This is a genomic window from Bradyrhizobium sp. HKCCYLS3070 (assembly GCF_051167575.1).
Classification (GTDB): domain Bacteria; phylum Pseudomonadota; class Alphaproteobacteria; order Rhizobiales; family Xanthobacteraceae; genus Bradyrhizobium.
Window position 1 is genome coordinate 357,621 of record NZ_JBNPTI010000001.1, and the last position, 14,796, is coordinate 372,416.

Sequence of the window (14,796 nt, forward strand, 5' to 3'; positions counted from 1 at the left end):
GCGTCGGGAATGTTGTGCGTCTGGTATTTTGCTACCAAGGATAGATTTTCCGCATCCGGCGACCGTGATCGATGATCGCTGCGATCTGCCGCAAAACACAGAGCAGTGCATATGAAAGGCTGACGTGGCCATCGCGGCGGTCGTGCAGGGGCAGCAAAGGCGCGGCCGTGCTGTTGCGGCGAATCGCGCGTGGTGAGGCCGTGCTCACCTCGGATGCGCTCTTACTTTGATTCCAGGCCCGTGTGCGTGTCGCCTCCCGGCGCGATCGCGATTGAGCCAGGGCCCCGAGCGCGATGCCTCGGGGGGCGGCGAGCCGTCGACGCCCTTGCCTCGGGTCTGACCTGACATCTGAGTCAGGCAAACCTTTGCCGTGCCAGCTTTGCGCCGGTGCCGAGCGCCATCAGCTTGGCCTCGGCGATCTCGCGCCGCATCGGCGCCATGCCGCAATTGGTGGTGGCGATGATGTTCTCCTTCGGCACCACCTTCATGACGTCCTCGAGGGTCTTGCAGACGTCCTCGGCGGTCTCGATCGCGTCGCTGGCGACGTCGATGACGCCGGCCTGCACGATCTTGTTCTTGAGCAGGCCGAGCAGCTCGATCGGCACCTTCGAATTGCGGCATTCGACGGCGACCTGCTGGATGGTGCTGGCGTCGATGACCGGGAAGGTCTCCTCATACTGCCGCCACTCGCCGCCCAGCGTCTCCTTCCAGTCGGTGTTGGCCTTGATGCCGTAGCCGTAGCAGATGTGCACGGCAGTCGGGCAGGTCAGCCCTTCGGCGGCGCGCTCCAACGCCTTGATGCCCCAGTCGCGCACCTCGTCCATGTAGACGTTGAAGGCGGGCTCGTCGAACTGGATCATGTCGATGCCGTCGTCGTGCAGCGCCTTGGCCTCCTGGTTCAGCAGCTCGGCGAAGGCGAACGCCATCTTCACACGGTCGCCGTAGTAATTGTCGGCGATGGTGTCGATGATGGTCATCGGTCCGGGCAGCGTGAACTTCAGCGCGCGCGTGGTGTGCGTGCGCGCGATCCGCGCCTCGTCGCCATGGACGCGGCCCTTCAGCGACAGCGGCGCCACCACCTGCGGTACCATCGCCTTGTAGCGGTCCTTGCGGATGCCCATCTCGACCTTGTGGGCGAAGTCGATGCCCTCGACACGTTCCAGGAAACCGTGCACGAAATGCTGGCGCGACTGCTCGCCCTCGGTGAGGATGTCGATGCCGGAATCCTCCTGCAGCTTCAGCGCCAGGATCGTCGCATCGCGCTTGGCACGCGCCAGCTCCTCGCCCTTCGACTTCCACGGAGCCCACAGCACGTTGGGCTCGGCCAGCCATTCCGGCTTCGGCAGCGAGCCTGCGATGGTCGATGGAAACAGCATGGTCGAACTCTCCAGCATAAAGGCGGTCAGGCTTGAGCGCCTGTCTGCCATGGCTTACCCTTCAGGTACAGAAGAACGAAGCCGCCTCGCGTGTTCCGCAGCGCGGCATAATGGTCCGGGGAAGGAATCGTGGAAGGATGATCGATCTCCATTATGCGCCGACGCCGAACGGCTGGAAGATCTCGATCATGCTCGAGGAACTCGGGCTGCCCTATACCGTCATTCCCGTCGACATCCGCGCCGGCGACCAGTTCAAGCCAGAGTTCCTGGCGATCAGCCCGAACAACCGGATTCCCGCGATCGTCGATCACGCGCCGGCCGACGGCGGCGCGCCGTTCCCGGTGTTCGAGACCGGTGCCATCCTGATCTATCTCGCCGACAAGACCGGCCGTTTCCTGCCGCAGGAGACGCGGGCGCGCTCGCGTGTCATCCAATGGGTGATGTGGCAGATGGCCGGACTGGGACCGATGATGGGGCAGCACGGCCATTTCGCGCTCTATGCGGCTGAGAAGATCCCTTACGCGATCCAGCGCTACCGCGACGAGGTCGCACGGCTGTTCCACGTGCTCGACGTGCAGCTCGGCAAGACCGGCGCCTATGTCGCCGGCGACGACTATTCGATCGCGGACATCGCCTGCTTTCCCTGGATGATGACGCATAAGGCCCAGGGATTCACGCTCGACGACTATCCCGACATCCAGCGCTGGTACGCGGACCTGCGCGCGCGGCCCAAGCTGCAGGCGGGGCTGGCGATCGGCAAGTTCGTCAAGGAGCCGTTCAACGAGCAGTCGCGTCATGTGATGTTCGGCGCGCGCGCGAAGGAGATGACGGGGCGGTCGTGAGCGAGCTCCGCGGCATCGCGAGGAGCATGGGGATAAGCCATCCAGACCGTATGTTGCAGCCCCTGGATTGCTTCGTCGCTACGCTCCTCGCAATGACGGAAAGAGTGGTTTGCACCAACTCTCTCCGTCATTGCGAGCGAAGCGAAGCAATCCAGGGCCACGACCACACTCCGGATTTTTGCGCGCGCAAAGGCGAACTTATCAAGACCTTGAGGAAACACACATGATCGAATTCTTCTTCGACTGCTCCAGCCCCTGGACCTATCTCGCCTTCCACAACATCCAACCGCTCGCGCAAGAATTCGGCGTCGACATCGTCTGGCGGCCGATCCTGGTCGGCGGCATCTTCAACACCGTCAATCCCAGCGTCTATGCGCAGCGCGAGAAGCCGGTGCCGGCCAAGGCGGCCTACACGCTGAAGGACCTCGACGACTGGTCCCGCTCGGCCGGGCTCAAGATCAAGATGCCGCCATTGGTGTTTCCGGTGAACAGCGTCAAGGCGATGCGCGGCTGCATCTGGCTGGGCCAGGACATGGTGCCGTTCGCGCGGGCCGTGTTCGAGATCTATTGGGGCGAGGACCAGGACATCTCGCAGGATGCGGTGCTGACCGAGGTGTGCCGGCGCGTCGGCATAGATCCGAAGGCGTTCTTCGATGGGATCGCGCAGCAGGGCATCAAGGACCAGCTGCGCATCAACACCGAGGAGGTCGTCAAGCGCGGCGGCTTCGGCTCGCCGACGATCTTCCTCGACGTGACCGACATGTATTTCGGCAATGATCGCCTGCCGCTGATCCGCGAGGCGCTGGCGCGGGCGAAGGGGCGCGCCTGATGCCGCGTGCGATCGTCTGCCGCGAGCTCGGTCCGCCGGAGACGCTGCGGCTGGAGGCCCTACCGCCGCGCTCACTCGGTGACGGCGAGGTGCGGGTGAAGATCCGCGCTGCCGGCATCAACTTTCCGGACATACTGATGGCGGCCGGCGAGTATCAGCTCAAGCCTGAGCTGCCGTTCACGCCCGGCGTCGAGGCCGCCGGTGACGTCGTCGAAACCGGGGCCGCCGTGACCGGCCGCGCCGTCGGCGACAAGGTGATCGTCCGCATGCGCTTCGGCGCCTATGCGGAGGAGGCGGTGGTTGCGGCCAGCCAGCTCACGCCGCTGCCGTCGACTTTCGACTACGCGGAAGGCGCGACCTATCTCGCCGGCCACGGCACCGCCCATCACGCCCTGGTCGATCGCGGCCAGCTCAAGCCCGGCGAGACGCTGCTGGTGCACGGCGCCGGCGGTGGCGTTGGCCTCGCCGCCGTCGAGATCGGCAAGCTGCTCGGCGCAGCGGTGATCGCGGCGGCGTCGTCGGAGGAGAAACTCGCGGTGGCACGCGCGCGTGGCGCCGATCATCTCATTCTGTATTCACGCGGGCCGTTCCGCGACGCCGTCAAACACATCACCGATGGCCGCGGCGTCGACGTCGTGTTCGATCCCGTCGGCGGCGAGGTGTTCGAGAACAGCGTGCGCTGCATCGCCTGGGGCGCGCGGCTGCTGGTGGTCGGCTTCACCGGCGGCATCGGGCTCGCACGCACCAATCTGATCCTCATGAAGGGCGCAAGCGTGCTCGGCGTTCGCGCCGGCGAGGCGGTGCGGAAGGATCCCGAGCTGGGCGAGCGACGGATGGCTGCACTGCTCGCGTTCGCGGAGCAAGGCAAGCTGCGGCCCAACGTCTCCCACCGCGTGCCGTTCGACAATTACGCATCGGCGATGCGGCTTCTGATCGAGCGCAGGGCCATCGGACGCGTCGCGCTGGTGATGGATTAGTTGGCAGGCGTCTGCCCAAAAATTCGGCGGATGGGGCTGTGTATTTTTTTACCACTGGATTCATAGAGTGATCGGACAGGTCGAGGCCGATCATGTTGAAGACGTCGAAGATACTTCACCGCATAGCCCTGTCTGCATTGCTGCCCATCGTCACACTGGCCGCGTTGGCGGCCTACGAGATTTCCACGAAATGGGCGGTGCGTGTCGAGATGACGCGCATGCAGCCGGCGGCGGACGCCGTCGCCAGGCTCAGCCGCTTCGTTCATGAGCTGCAGCGTGAGCGCGGCATGTCGTCGGCATTTCTGAGCAGCAAGGGCACGCAGATGCGTGCCGAGCTGGATCAGCAGCGCAAGCTGACCGATGGCGAGCGCGCGCACGCGGTTGCCGCGCTGGACGGGCTGCGCCGGAGCGCCGCACTGGCCGAGGCGGCGCAGGCGGGCGAACAGGCGTTGACGCAGCTCGATCGCCGCCGCGGCGACATCGATGCCCAAGCCGTCACGCCGGCGGCAGCGGTCAGCTCGCTCACCGAGATCGTCAGCCGGCTGATCAGCCTGATCAGCGGCATATCGAGGCTCAGCGACGACGACGATATCTCCAAGGCGATCATTGCCTATGGCAATCTGACCGAAGGCAAGGAGCGCGCCGGCCTGGAGCGCGCGGTCGTGGCGGGAGGCCTTGCCGCCGGTCGCTTCGAGCAGGCCGCCTACGCGCGCGCCATAGGGCTGGCTGCGGCGCAGGATAGCTATTTCGCGGGATTTCGCGCCGCCGCCTCGGCGAAAGGACGTGCGGCGTTCGATGCGGCGATGACGGGATCGGCGATCGACGGCGTCGTTGCCATGCGCAAGGTGGTGGAGCAGGGCGGCGTCAGCGGTGATTTCAAAGGGCTTGCGAGCAAGGCCTGGTTCGATGCGGCCACGCTGCGGATCGATCTGCTGAAGCAGGTCGAAGACGCTCTGGCCGTCGAGCTGTCCGAGCTGATGGCCGGCAAGCAGGCCGCGGCCACGGCCAGCCTCGCCGCCGTCGGCGCGCTGCTGCTGGTCGCCTTGGCGCTGAGCCTCGCGATCGTCGTTGCGCTGGCGCGCAGCATCACCAGGCCGATCAACGCCCTTGCCGATACGATGACGCGGCTGGCGAAGGGCGATGTGAGCACTGCAATCGACGCGGTCGATCGGCGCGACGAGGTCGGCCTGATGGCGAGGGCAGTGCAGGTCTTCAAGGAGAACATGATCCATGGCGCCGAGCTCGCTGCCAGGGATGCGGAGGCGATGAGCCAGCGCGCCGAAAAAGCCAAGCGCGTCGGCGAACTGACCGACCGTTTCAGCGGTGACATCGCGGCCGTGATCGACAGCGTGATCTCAGCCTCGGCACAGCTCGAATCGACGGCCGCCGTGATGAATCGGACGGCGAGCCGGACCTGCAGTGAAGCGAGCAGCGTTGCGCAGGCGACCGAGGCCGCGTCGAGCAACATGCAGACGATGGCCGCTGCGACGGACCAGCTGTCGAGCTCGGTCGCGGGCATCGGCGGTCAGGTGACGCAGTCGGCCGACATGGCGCAGAAGGCGGCCGCGGAGGGGCAGAGGACCAACGAGACCGTGCAGGGCCTTTCCAGCATGGCCGAGCGGATCGGCGACATCGTGCGGCTGATCAGCGACATTGCCGGCCAGACCAATCTTCTCGCGCTCAATGCGACCATCGAGGCCGCGCGGGCGGGTGAAGCCGGCCGCGGCTTTGCCGTCGTCGCCGGCGAGGTGAAGCTGCTCGCCGAGCAGACCGCCAAGGCGACCGGCGAGATCCGCGCGCAGATCTCCGGAATGCAGGAGGTGTCGAGCGAGGCCGTCCGGGCCATCCGCGGCATCACCACGACCATCGGCGAGCTGAACGAGATCGCGTCGTCGATCGCGAATGCCGTCGAGGAGCAGGGCGCGGCGACGCGCGAGATGGCGCGGAACGTCCAGCACGCAGCCAAGGGGACCGACGAAATTTCGCAGAACATCCAGCAGGTCACGGCCGCCGCAAACGAATCCGGCGCCACCGCCAGCCAGGTGCTCGGGGCGTCGGCGGAGCTGCTGCGTCAGTCCGAGAGCATGCGCCGCCATGTCGACGACTTCATTCGCGGCATCAAGGCGGCGTGAGCGATCGCACGCGATGTGATTGGCGCGGTGATTGGCTGCCGGGGTTGATTGCGATCCTGGTGCTGCTGATGGAGTCGTTGCAGTTGCCGCCCACGCGGCGTCGTCCCGGCCTTGAGCCAGGACCCATACCGCGCCATCTATCGCGTGGCGCTCTGGACGCCGTTCTTTGCCAAATGGTGTCCTGGGGCCGTGGCGCTACTTATACTCCCGCTCATCCCACCACGGGAAATAGTCGGGCATATCGGCCGTCACCGTGTTCTTGAATTGCGCAGGGCGCTTCTCCAGGAACGACACCACGCCTTCCTTGACGTCGTCGGAGCGGCCGCGCGCGTAGATGCCGCGGCTGTCGACCTTGTGCGCCTCCATCGGATCGTCGGCGCCCATCATGCGCCACATCATCTGGCGGATCAGCGCGATCGACACCGGCGCGGTCTTGTCGGCGATCTCGCGGGCCAGCGCACGGGCGGTGGGCAGCAGATCATCCGGCGGCACGACCTTGCTGACGAGGCGGCCGGCGAGCGCCTCCTGCGCCGGAAACACGCGGCCGGTGTAGCACCATTCCAGCGCTTGCGAGATGCCGACGATGCGCGGCAGGAACCAGCTCGACGCCGCCTCCGGCACGATGCCGCGCTGGGAGAACACGAAGCCGAACCGCGCCGCGTCAGAGGCGATGCGGATGTCCATCGCGAGCTGCATGGTGACGCCGATGCCGACGGCGGGGCCGTTGACCGCGGCGATGACCGGCTTCAACGACTTGAAGATGCGCAAGGTGACCTGGCCACCGCCATCGCGCACCTGCGGATCGGAATAGTCGACGCGGCCATCGGCGTGGCGCTTCACCGGTCCGCGCTTGGCATCGCGATCGAACGTGTCGGCCCCGGAGGAGAGGTCAGCACCCGCGCAGAACGCGCGGCCCGATCCGGTGACGATGATCGCCCTGACGCCGTCGTCCTTGTCGGCGCGATCGAAGGCGTCGATCAGCTCCTCCATCATGGTGCCGGTGAAGGCGTTGAGCTTCTCCGGCCGGTTCAGCGTGATGGTGAGGATCTTGTCGGCGACGTCGTAGAGGATGGTCTGATAGGCCATTGGCGCTTCCTGATGTTGTCGTGGCGCTTATTAGTTGTTTGCTCGTGCCACAATCTCCGCCGTCATTCCGGGATGCGCCCTCTTGGGCGCAGGCCCGGAATCCATAACCACCATCGTGAGTATGGATTCCGGGCTCGTGCTTCGCACGCCCCGGAATGACGACGACTGGGATCGACGATAGGGAGTACAATAGTTCAGCGAGAGGCCGCGTCAAATCGTGCCGACATTCCGCATGGCGGGCAAAGAGCCGCGCTTTTCATTGGTCTCCCAGCACGCGATCCGGCAGCGATGTGGCCCACGCTCTTTCCCCGTCATTGCGAGCGCAAGCGAAGCAATCCAGAGTCGTGGGCGGGACTCTGGATTGCTTCGCTTCGCTCGCAATGACGGAGGAAGGAGTGGGGTGACGCGAATCAGGAGGCCGGCGGTATCGGCCATGGCCGCTGCTCGCCGCGTAATCCCTCGAACGTCTTGGCCATCCCGAGTACGCCGACATCATCGAAGCGGCGGCCGACGATCTGCAGGCCGATCGGGAAGCCGTCGGGGTCGTAGCCGGCATTGACGGAGATTGCCGGGTTCTCCGACATGTTCCAGGGCACGGTGTAGGTGATGTGCTCGAACGGCCTCTCGGGATCGTTGACCGGCGAGGCGAGCTCGGCGGGGAATTTCACGCCGGGCGAGACTGGCGAGATGATGTAGTCGTAGTCGCAGAACAGTCTTGCCGCGGCGGCGCGTAGCGCCATCGTGACGTTGAAGCCTCTGACGACTTCGACGCCGGAGAGCGCGGCGCCGCGTTCGGCCCAGCGCAGGATGTAGGGCAGGGTCTTCGCGCGCACCTCGGGCGCCAGCCGCGCCAGATCGTCCCACAGCCGTGCACGCCAGAAATTGTCGAGACCGTCGAGCATCTCGCGCGTCAGGAAGCCCTTGACCTCGCTGATCACGGCGCCGGCGTCCTCGAACGCTTTCGCCGCAGCCAGGGTCGTCGCGCGCACAGGCTCCTCCAGTGGCTGGCCGACGCCGCCGAGATCGAGCATCAGGCCGATGCGCAGCTTGCGCACCGGCTTCTCCGTGACCTTCCAGTGCAGGTCCGACGGCGGCAGGCTGGTGCCGTCGCGGCGGTCGGGCTTGGACAGCACGCTCATCATCAGCGCGGCATCGTCGACGATGCGCGTCATCGGACCGGCGACGCGGCCGACATAAGGCGGGTCGATCGGCACGCGGCCGAAGCTCGGCTTCAATCCGACGAGGCCGCACCACGACGCGGGCAGCCGGATCGAGCCGCCGATGTCGGTGCCGACATGCAGCGGACCGTAGCCCGCGGCGGCTGCGGCACCCGCACCGGCGCTCGAACCGCCGGGGTTCATGCGGAGATCCCATGGATTGCGCGTCAGCGGATGGAAGCTCGACAGGCCGGACGACAGCATGCCGTAATCGGGCATCGTGGTCTTGGCGAAGATGATCGCGCCGGCCTCGCGCAGCCGCGCCACCGGCGGCGCATCGGCGGCGAGCGGCGTGCGCGTGACGCTGGCTGCGCCGAGCGGCATCGGCTGACCCTTGGTGGCGAGATTGTCCTTCACCGTCGCCGGTACGCCGTCGAGCACGCCGGCCGGCTCGTCATTGGCCCAGCGCGCGGTCGACGCCTCGGCCGCGGCCCGCGCGGCGTCGGCGTCGAGCAGATACAGCGCCTTGATGTGCGGCTCCCACGCCGCCACGTGCGCCAGGACCTCGTCCATCACCTCGGACGGCGAGAACTGGCGCGCGCGATAGCCGGCGATCAGGTCGACGGCGGAGAGATCGTGAAGCGAGGTGACGTCATCCGAGACGGGCTTGTGCATGCTGGTACTCCCACGCCGAAGTTCATCTCGATCTGCCGCCCGCTCATTGACGTATGTCAGTCGCGCTAGGCCGCCGGCAGCCGCGTCTCGATGATGCGGGCGAACATGCTGGCGCCGATCGGCAGGATCTTGTCGTCGAGCACGTAGCCGGGATTGTGCACCGGCACCGAGCCGTCATGGCCGACCCAGAAATAGGCGCCGGGAATCGTCTGCAGCATGTCGGCGAAATCCTCGCTGCCCATCTTCGGCGTCGAGCGCGTCAGCACCTTGGATGGATCGACCACGGTGCGCGCGACCTGCTCGACGACCTTGGACTGCTCCTCCTGGTTCACCAGCACGCTGAACGTGTCGCGGATGTCGACATCGATCTCGCAATTGAAGGCGGCCGCCATGCCGGCGCAGATCGCGCGCATGCGCTCGCGGACCAACGCGCGCACGGGATCCGAGAACGCGCGCACGGTGCCGCACAGCCACGCATCGCCGGGAATGACGTTGTAGGCCGAGCCGGCGTGGATCTGCGTGATCGAGACGACCGCGGCCTGCAGCGGCTCGACATTGCGGCTGACGATGGTCTGGATCGCCTGCGCCACGCTGGTCGCGATCACCACCGCATCCTTGGAACGCTCGGGCATGGCGCCATGAGCGCCGTAGCCGGAAATCCGGATGTCGAAGAAGTCGGCGCCGGCCATTGCCGGACCGGGCAGGATCGCGATCTCGCCGTGCTCCAAGTCCGGCGCGTTGTGCAGGCCGTAGAGCTCGTCGCAGGGAAACTTCTGGAACAGGCCGTCCTTGATCATCGCGCGTGCGCCGCCGAGGCCTTCCTCCGCCGGCTGGAAGATGAAGTGCACGGTGCCGTCGAAGTTGCGGGTCTCGGCGAGATAGCGCGCGGTGCCGAGCAGCATCGTGGTGTGGCCGTCATGGCCGCAGCCGTGGAAACGGCCGGGGATGGTCGAGCGCCACGGCAGGTTCGTGTTCTCCTCCATCGGCAGCGCATCCATGTCGGCGCGCAGGCCGATCTTCCTGCCGCTGTCGTTCTTGCCCTTCAGCACGCCGATCACCCCGGTGCCGCCGAGGCCGCGATGCACCTCGATGCCCCATTGCGCAAGCTTCTCGGCCACGATGCCGGAGGTGCGCGTCTCCTCGAAGCCGATCTCCGGATGCGCGTGCAGGTCGCGGCGGATGGCGGTGAGCTCGTCGGCGTAAGCCTGGATGCGATCGATGGTGGGCATGGGGCGTTTCCGTTGTCGGGTTAAGCTTCGAACGCCGGGCCGTTCGGCTTGAGGCGGATGCCCGGACGCAAGCTGGTCCAGGGCAGGGTGGAGGGATCGGCGGGCATCGCGCCGGGCGCGGCGCAGATCAGGAGATGTTCGGCGATCGGTTCGAAATCGGCGCGGAAATGCACCGAGCTCTTGTTGACCAGGATCGCCTGCGCGGTCGGCTCGATGCCGACGAAGCGGTACATCTCCTGGTCGGCAAGCTGGGACTTGTGCGAGGCCACGACGACGCGGACGTCGCCAATGCGCAAACACGCTGACGGTCCCATTTCCATCTTGCGGCCGCCGTAGAACGGGCCGGGTGCGACGAAGCGGCCGTCGGAGATCTTCTCGACGATGAAGCTCTCCTCGAACGGCGCATCGCCGGGAATGCCGCTCTTGCCGCCGAGCGACAGCGTCACGGTGGCCCCTTCGCCGGCCGCATGCGCGGCGATCGCCGCTTGCGGATCGTAGATCATGCCGATCGCGGCGCGGCTGGCGCGATTGCGCACCAGCGCGCGCAGCATGCCGGTCGTATCGGAATCGCCGCCCGCGCCGGGATTGTCCTGGGTGTCGGCGATCACGATCGGACGCGTTGCTGTCTTCGCCAGCGTCATCGCATGGCGCACGCCGTCATCGGGCGTGTAGATGCGGCCGTCGAAATCATCCTCGTGGCCCGCGACGATCGCCGCGATCGCATCCGCCGCGGCGTCCGCGTCGGCCTGCGTCCGGCCATAGGCGAACACGCTTGGGCCGCAATGCGCGAAATCGGCGGCGGGAAAGCCGGGCGCGAACGACAGCGTCGGCACCGCCTCGCTCTGCAGCGCCGCAAGCTTCTCGTAGATGCCCTTGGTCGGCTGGTCATTGGTGCACTGCCAGCTGATCGGGATCAGGAACGGCAACTGCCGGAAGGCTTTCGCCAGCGGCGTCTTTGCGCGCAGCAGCAGCGCGAGGTGCTCGGCGCTGGCGCGGCCGGTGTCGGCCATGTCGGTGTGCGGATATTTCCGGTAGGCGATCAGCGCATCGGCATGTGCCATCATCTCGGGGGTGACGTTGGCATGCAGGTCGAGGCTCGCGACCAGCGGCACGTTCGGGCCGATCACCTCGCGCACGCGCGCCAGGATCTCGCCTTCGCCGTCGTCGAGATGCTCCGTCACCATCGCACCATGCAGGTCGAGATAGACGCCGTCGAGCGGGCCGGCGGCCTTGATGCGGTCGACCATCACGCCCGTGATGCGCTCGAACGCATCCCTGGTGACATGCGCGGAGGGACTCGCCGCGCAGGCGATGGTGGGCACGACGTCCCAACCGTTGGCTTCCGCGACTGCCATGAAGCCGGCCTGGCCGGCATTGATGCCGCGCATCGTCGTGAGCACGGAGGCCGCATCGGCGATCGAAGCGCGGCCGCCGCCGTGCATGAACGCGTCGTAGTCGGCTTTCGTCGGTGCGAATGTATTGGTCTCGTGCAGGAAGCCGCCGATCGCGACGCGCGTCATTACTTCGCCTCAGGCCGTTGAACGTGTCATGACGTTAGACCGGCCCTCGCGGCGCAGGCAAGCGAAGGAGCGATGCCGTTTTGCATGCGGGCCACGATGACGGCGCGCCGGCCTGCACGGACTCTCTCCGCGCGTCATTCCGGGGCATCGCGCGGCGATGAGCCCGGAATCCATACCCACAGGCGGTCGTTGGGAAGCAGGCTGTCGACCAGCCGATATCACCACACCCGCCTGTGGGTATGGATTCCGGGTTCGTGCTGCGCACGCCCCGGAATGACAGCGGTGCGTGGCGCTGCTACGCCACCGCCTCCGCCACCGGCCGGAAGTTCGCGAAATCCCAGTTCCGTCCCGGCGCGGCCTCGAGCAGGGACTTGGTATAGGCCTCCTTCGGATGCGTCAGGATCTCGCCGGCCGGGCCCTGCTCGACGATGCGGCCCTTCTGCATCACGACGACGTCGTCGCAGATCTGCGCGGCGACGCGCAGGTCATGCGTGATGAACAGGATGGCGATGCCGAGCCGTTGCTGGATCTCGTCGAGCAGTTCCAGGACCTGCGCCTGCACCGAGACGTCGAGCGCGGAGACCGCTTCATCCGCCACCAGCACGTCGGGATCGAGCGCGAGCGCGCGCGCAATCGCGATGCGCTGGCGCTGGCCGCCGGAGAACTGGTGCGGGTAGCGCGAGATCGCGTCCGCGGGCAGGCCGACCAGCTCGAGCAGCTCGCGCGCCCGCGCCATCGCCTTGTCATGCGAGGTGCCGTAGTTGACCGGTCCCTCGGCGATGCTCTCGCCGACGGTCAGCCGCGGGTTGAGCGAGCGGTAGGGATCCTGGAACACGATCTGGATGCGCTTGCGGTGCGGCTGCAGCAGCCGGCGGGTCAGGATCGAGATCTCGTGGCCGGCGAGGCGGACGCCGCCGGAGGTCGGATCGATCAGCCGCACGATGCAGCGGGCCACGGTCGATTTGCCGGAGCCGCTTTCGCCGACGATGCCGAGCGTGCGGCCCTTGCGCAGGGTGAGCGTGACGTTCTGCGCAGCGACGACTTCGCGCGCCTTGCCGAGGAACGAGCGCTCGCGATAGACCTTGCCGAGCTCGTTGGTCTCCAGCACCACCGGCTCGGTGCTCTCGGGCCGCGGCGGGCGTGGGATCAGGCTGGGGACGGAGGCGAGCAGGTTGCGCGTGTAGTCCATCTCGGGGCTGCGCAGGATCTTGTCGAGCGCGCCGGTCTCGACCAGGCGGCCCTGGCGCATCACCGAGACGCGGTCGGCGATCTCGGCGACGACGCCCATGTCGTGGGTGATGAACAGCACGGCGGTGCCGTGATCGCGCTGCAACTCGCGGATCAGCGAGAGGATCTGCTTCTGCGTGGTGACGTCGAGTGCGGTCGTCGGCTCGTCGGCGATCAGGAGTTTCGGCTCGAGCACCAGCGCCATCGCGATCATGATGCGCTGGCGCTGGCCGCCGGACAGGCGATGGGGATAGGAGCCGAAAATGCGCTCGACGTCGGGCAGGTGGACCTGCTCCATCATGTCGAGGATGCGCTTGCGCCGCGTCCGCGCATCGAGGGACGTATGCGCGCGCAGGACCTCGTCGATCTGGCGGCCCACCGGCACGACCGGATTGAGCGCGGTCATCGGCTCCTGGAAGATCATCGCCATCCGGGTGGCGCGCAGCTCGCGCAGCCGGCGATCGCTCGCCGTGAGCAGCTCTTCGCCGACCAGCTTGACGCTGCCGCCGACGGCATGCAGCGCGTTCTTCGGCAGCAGGCCCATCGTGGTCAGCGAGGTCACCGATTTGCCGGAGCCGCTTTCGCCGACGACGCAGAGCGTCTCGCCCTTTTCGACCTTGATCGATACGCCGTCGATGATGCGCGGGCCGTTCGGGTTCTTCGTCTTGCCGACTGTGACGACGAGATTGTCGATGTCGAGGATGGTGTCGGTCATGTGTTCATTTCTCCAGCGTCATTGCGAGGAGCGAAGCGACGAAGCAATCCAGAGTTCCGGGCGTGGCCCTGGATTGCTTCGCTTCGCTCGCAATGACGAAAAGTGAGATGATCATCCGGGCTACGAAAGGCCGTCACTTGCCGGCCTCGCGCTGCTTCATGCGCGGGTCGAGCGCGTCGCGCGCGGCATCGCCGATCAGGTTGATCGAGAGGATGGCGATCGACAGCAGCAGGCCCGGCCAGAAGATCAACGACGGCTTGATCTGGAAGTAGGAACGGCCCTCGGCCATGATGTTGCCCCAGGTCGGCGTCTCCGGGCTGATGCCGGCGCCGAGGAACGACAGGATCGCCTCGGTGAGGATCGCGGCGGCGCAGATGTAGGTGCCCTGGACGATCAGCGGCGCGATCGTGTTCGGCATCAGATGCCGCCACATGATCTTGGGCATCGACGTCCCCAGCGAAATCGCAGCTTCGACGTAGGGCTCCTCGCGTGCCGTCAGCACGACCGAGCGGACCAGGCGCGCGACGCGCGGGATCTCGACGATGGTGATCGCGATCATCACGGTGCCGACGCTGGCGCCCGACAGCGAGACGACGGCGATGGCGAGCAGGATGCTCGGGATCGCCATCAGGCCGTCCATCACGCGCATCAGGATGGCGTCGACCCAGCGGAAGAAGCCGGAGACGAGGCCGATCACGAGTCCGATCGCGATCGAGATGATCGCGGCGCCGACGCCGACCAGAAGCGAGATGCGGCCGCCATAGATCGTGCGCGACAGCAGGTCGCGGCCATAGGCGTCGGTGCCGAGCAGGTGTTGCGCGCTCGACGGCTTGAGCCGCTGCGCCGGCGCGAGCAGCACGGGATCGTGCGGCGCCAGCAGCGGTGCGAGGATCGATATCAGCACGATGAGCGACAGGCAGACGGTCGCCACGGCGATGATCGGGGTCGAGGTGAGAAAGCCGAACCGGGGCCCCAGTCGCGTGGTGACCGGGATCGACGGCTCAGGGGTGGTGACGATCGCCATCGGAAAG

Annotated in this window: 11 protein-coding genes; 4 read left to right on the forward strand and 7 right to left on the reverse strand. The window is 66.7% G+C overall.

The window, feature by feature from the left end; translation table 11 throughout:
• Positions 1-353: 353 nt before the first annotated feature.
• Positions 354-1,376, reverse strand: a complete 1,023-nt coding sequence (locus ACQR03_RS01610) for a methionine synthase (protein WP_315714721.1) — start codon at positions 1,374-1,376, stop codon at positions 354-356.
• 137 nt (positions 1,377-1,513) lie between these two features.
• On the opposite strand from ACQR03_RS01610, the gene ACQR03_RS01615 reads away from it, so the two are divergent.
• The 4 genes from ACQR03_RS01615 (at position 1,514) to ACQR03_RS01630 (ending at position 6,156) form a co-directional block, all read left to right on the forward strand.
• The gene (locus ACQR03_RS01615; protein WP_315749420.1) at positions 1,514-2,218 is read left to right on the forward strand and encodes a glutathione binding-like protein; all 705 of its coding nucleotides are present in this window, start codon (positions 1,514-1,516) and stop codon (positions 2,216-2,218) included.
• 223 nt (positions 2,219-2,441) lie between these two features.
• Positions 2,442-3,047 (forward strand): 2-hydroxychromene-2-carboxylate isomerase, encoded by a 606-nt coding sequence (locus ACQR03_RS01620; protein ID WP_315749422.1) that lies wholly within the window; start codon positions 2,442-2,444, stop codon positions 3,045-3,047.
• Positions 3,047-4,024, forward strand: coding sequence for an NADPH:quinone oxidoreductase family protein (locus ACQR03_RS01625; protein WP_315749423.1), 978 nt, complete (start codon positions 3,047-3,049; stop codon positions 4,022-4,024). The genes ACQR03_RS01620 and ACQR03_RS01625 overlap by 1 nt, the downstream gene beginning before the upstream one ends.
• Positions 4,025-4,116: 92 nt before the next feature.
• On the forward strand, positions 4,117-6,156 hold the full coding sequence (locus tag ACQR03_RS01630) for a methyl-accepting chemotaxis protein (RefSeq protein ID WP_315749424.1): 2,040 nt from the start codon (positions 4,117-4,119) through the stop codon (positions 6,154-6,156).
• Positions 6,157-6,351: 195 nt separating this feature from the next.
• On the opposite strand, the gene ACQR03_RS01635 is transcribed toward ACQR03_RS01630, so the two are convergent.
• From ACQR03_RS01635 to ACQR03_RS01660, 6 genes are all read right to left on the reverse strand, one after another.
• Entirely contained in the window at positions 6,352-7,242 is an 891-nt protein-coding gene (locus tag ACQR03_RS01635) for a crotonase/enoyl-CoA hydratase family protein (protein ID WP_315714716.1), read from the reverse strand.
• Positions 7,243-7,652: 410 nt separating this feature from the next.
• The gene (locus ACQR03_RS01640; RefSeq protein WP_315749425.1) at positions 7,653-9,074 is read right to left on the reverse strand and encodes an amidase; all 1,422 of its coding nucleotides are present in this window, start codon (positions 9,072-9,074) and stop codon (positions 7,653-7,655) included.
• A 65-nt stretch (positions 9,075-9,139) separates the two neighbouring features.
• Positions 9,140-10,303 carry a M20 aminoacylase family protein gene (locus ACQR03_RS01645; RefSeq protein WP_315749426.1) on the reverse strand — a complete coding sequence of 388 codons (1,164 nt, stop codon included), beginning with the start codon at positions 10,301-10,303 and terminating at the stop codon, positions 9,140-9,142.
• A 20-nt stretch (positions 10,304-10,323) separates the two neighbouring features.
• Positions 10,324-11,823, reverse strand: a complete 1,500-nt coding sequence (locus ACQR03_RS01650; protein ID WP_315749427.1) for a M81 family metallopeptidase — start codon at positions 11,821-11,823, stop codon at positions 10,324-10,326.
• A 295-nt stretch (positions 11,824-12,118) separates the two neighbouring features.
• Positions 12,119-13,765 (reverse strand): ABC transporter ATP-binding protein, encoded by a 1,647-nt coding sequence (locus ACQR03_RS01655; protein WP_315749428.1) that lies wholly within the window; start codon positions 13,763-13,765, stop codon positions 12,119-12,121.
• A gap of 133 nt (positions 13,766-13,898) precedes the next feature.
• A complete protein-coding gene (locus ACQR03_RS01660; protein ID WP_315714711.1) occupies positions 13,899-14,789 on the reverse strand; it encodes an ABC transporter permease in 891 nt (296 codons plus the stop codon).
• Positions 14,790-14,796 lie beyond the last annotated feature (7 nt).

Excerpts from the sequence above, each read along its gene's own strand:
- ACQR03_RS01650 (WP_315749427.1), bottom strand. The coding sequence starts at position 11,823 with ATGACGCGCGTCGCGATCGGCGGCTTCCTGCACGAGACCAATACATTC.
- ACQR03_RS01655 (WP_315749428.1), bottom strand. The coding sequence starts at position 13,765 with ATGACCGACACCATCCTCGACATCGACAATCTCGTCGTCACAGTCGGC.
- ACQR03_RS01630 (WP_315749424.1), top strand. The coding sequence starts at position 4,117 with ATGTTGAAGACGTCGAAGATACTTCACCGCATAGCCCTGTCTGCATTG.
- ACQR03_RS01625 (WP_315749423.1), top strand. The coding sequence starts at position 3,047 with ATGCCGCGTGCGATCGTCTGCCGCGAGCTCGGTCCGCCGGAGACGCTG.
- ACQR03_RS01635 (WP_315714716.1), bottom strand. The coding sequence starts at position 7,242 with ATGGCCTATCAGACCATCCTCTACGACGTCGCCGACAAGATCCTCACC.
- ACQR03_RS01640 (WP_315749425.1), bottom strand. The coding sequence starts at position 9,074 with ATGCACAAGCCCGTCTCGGATGACGTCACCTCGCTTCACGATCTCTCC.
- ACQR03_RS01645 (WP_315749426.1), bottom strand. The coding sequence starts at position 10,303 with ATGCCCACCATCGATCGCATCCAGGCTTACGCCGACGAGCTCACCGCC.
- ACQR03_RS01620 (WP_315749422.1), top strand. The coding sequence starts at position 2,442 with ATGATCGAATTCTTCTTCGACTGCTCCAGCCCCTGGACCTATCTCGCC.
- ACQR03_RS01660 (WP_315714711.1), bottom strand. The coding sequence starts at position 14,789 with ATGGCGATCGTCACCACCCCTGAGCCGTCGATCCCGGTCACCACGCGA.
- ACQR03_RS01615 (WP_315749420.1), top strand. The coding sequence starts at position 1,514 with ATGATCGATCTCCATTATGCGCCGACGCCGAACGGCTGGAAGATCTCG.
- ACQR03_RS01610 (WP_315714721.1), bottom strand. The coding sequence starts at position 1,376 with ATGCTGTTTCCATCGACCATCGCAGGCTCGCTGCCGAAGCCGGAATGG.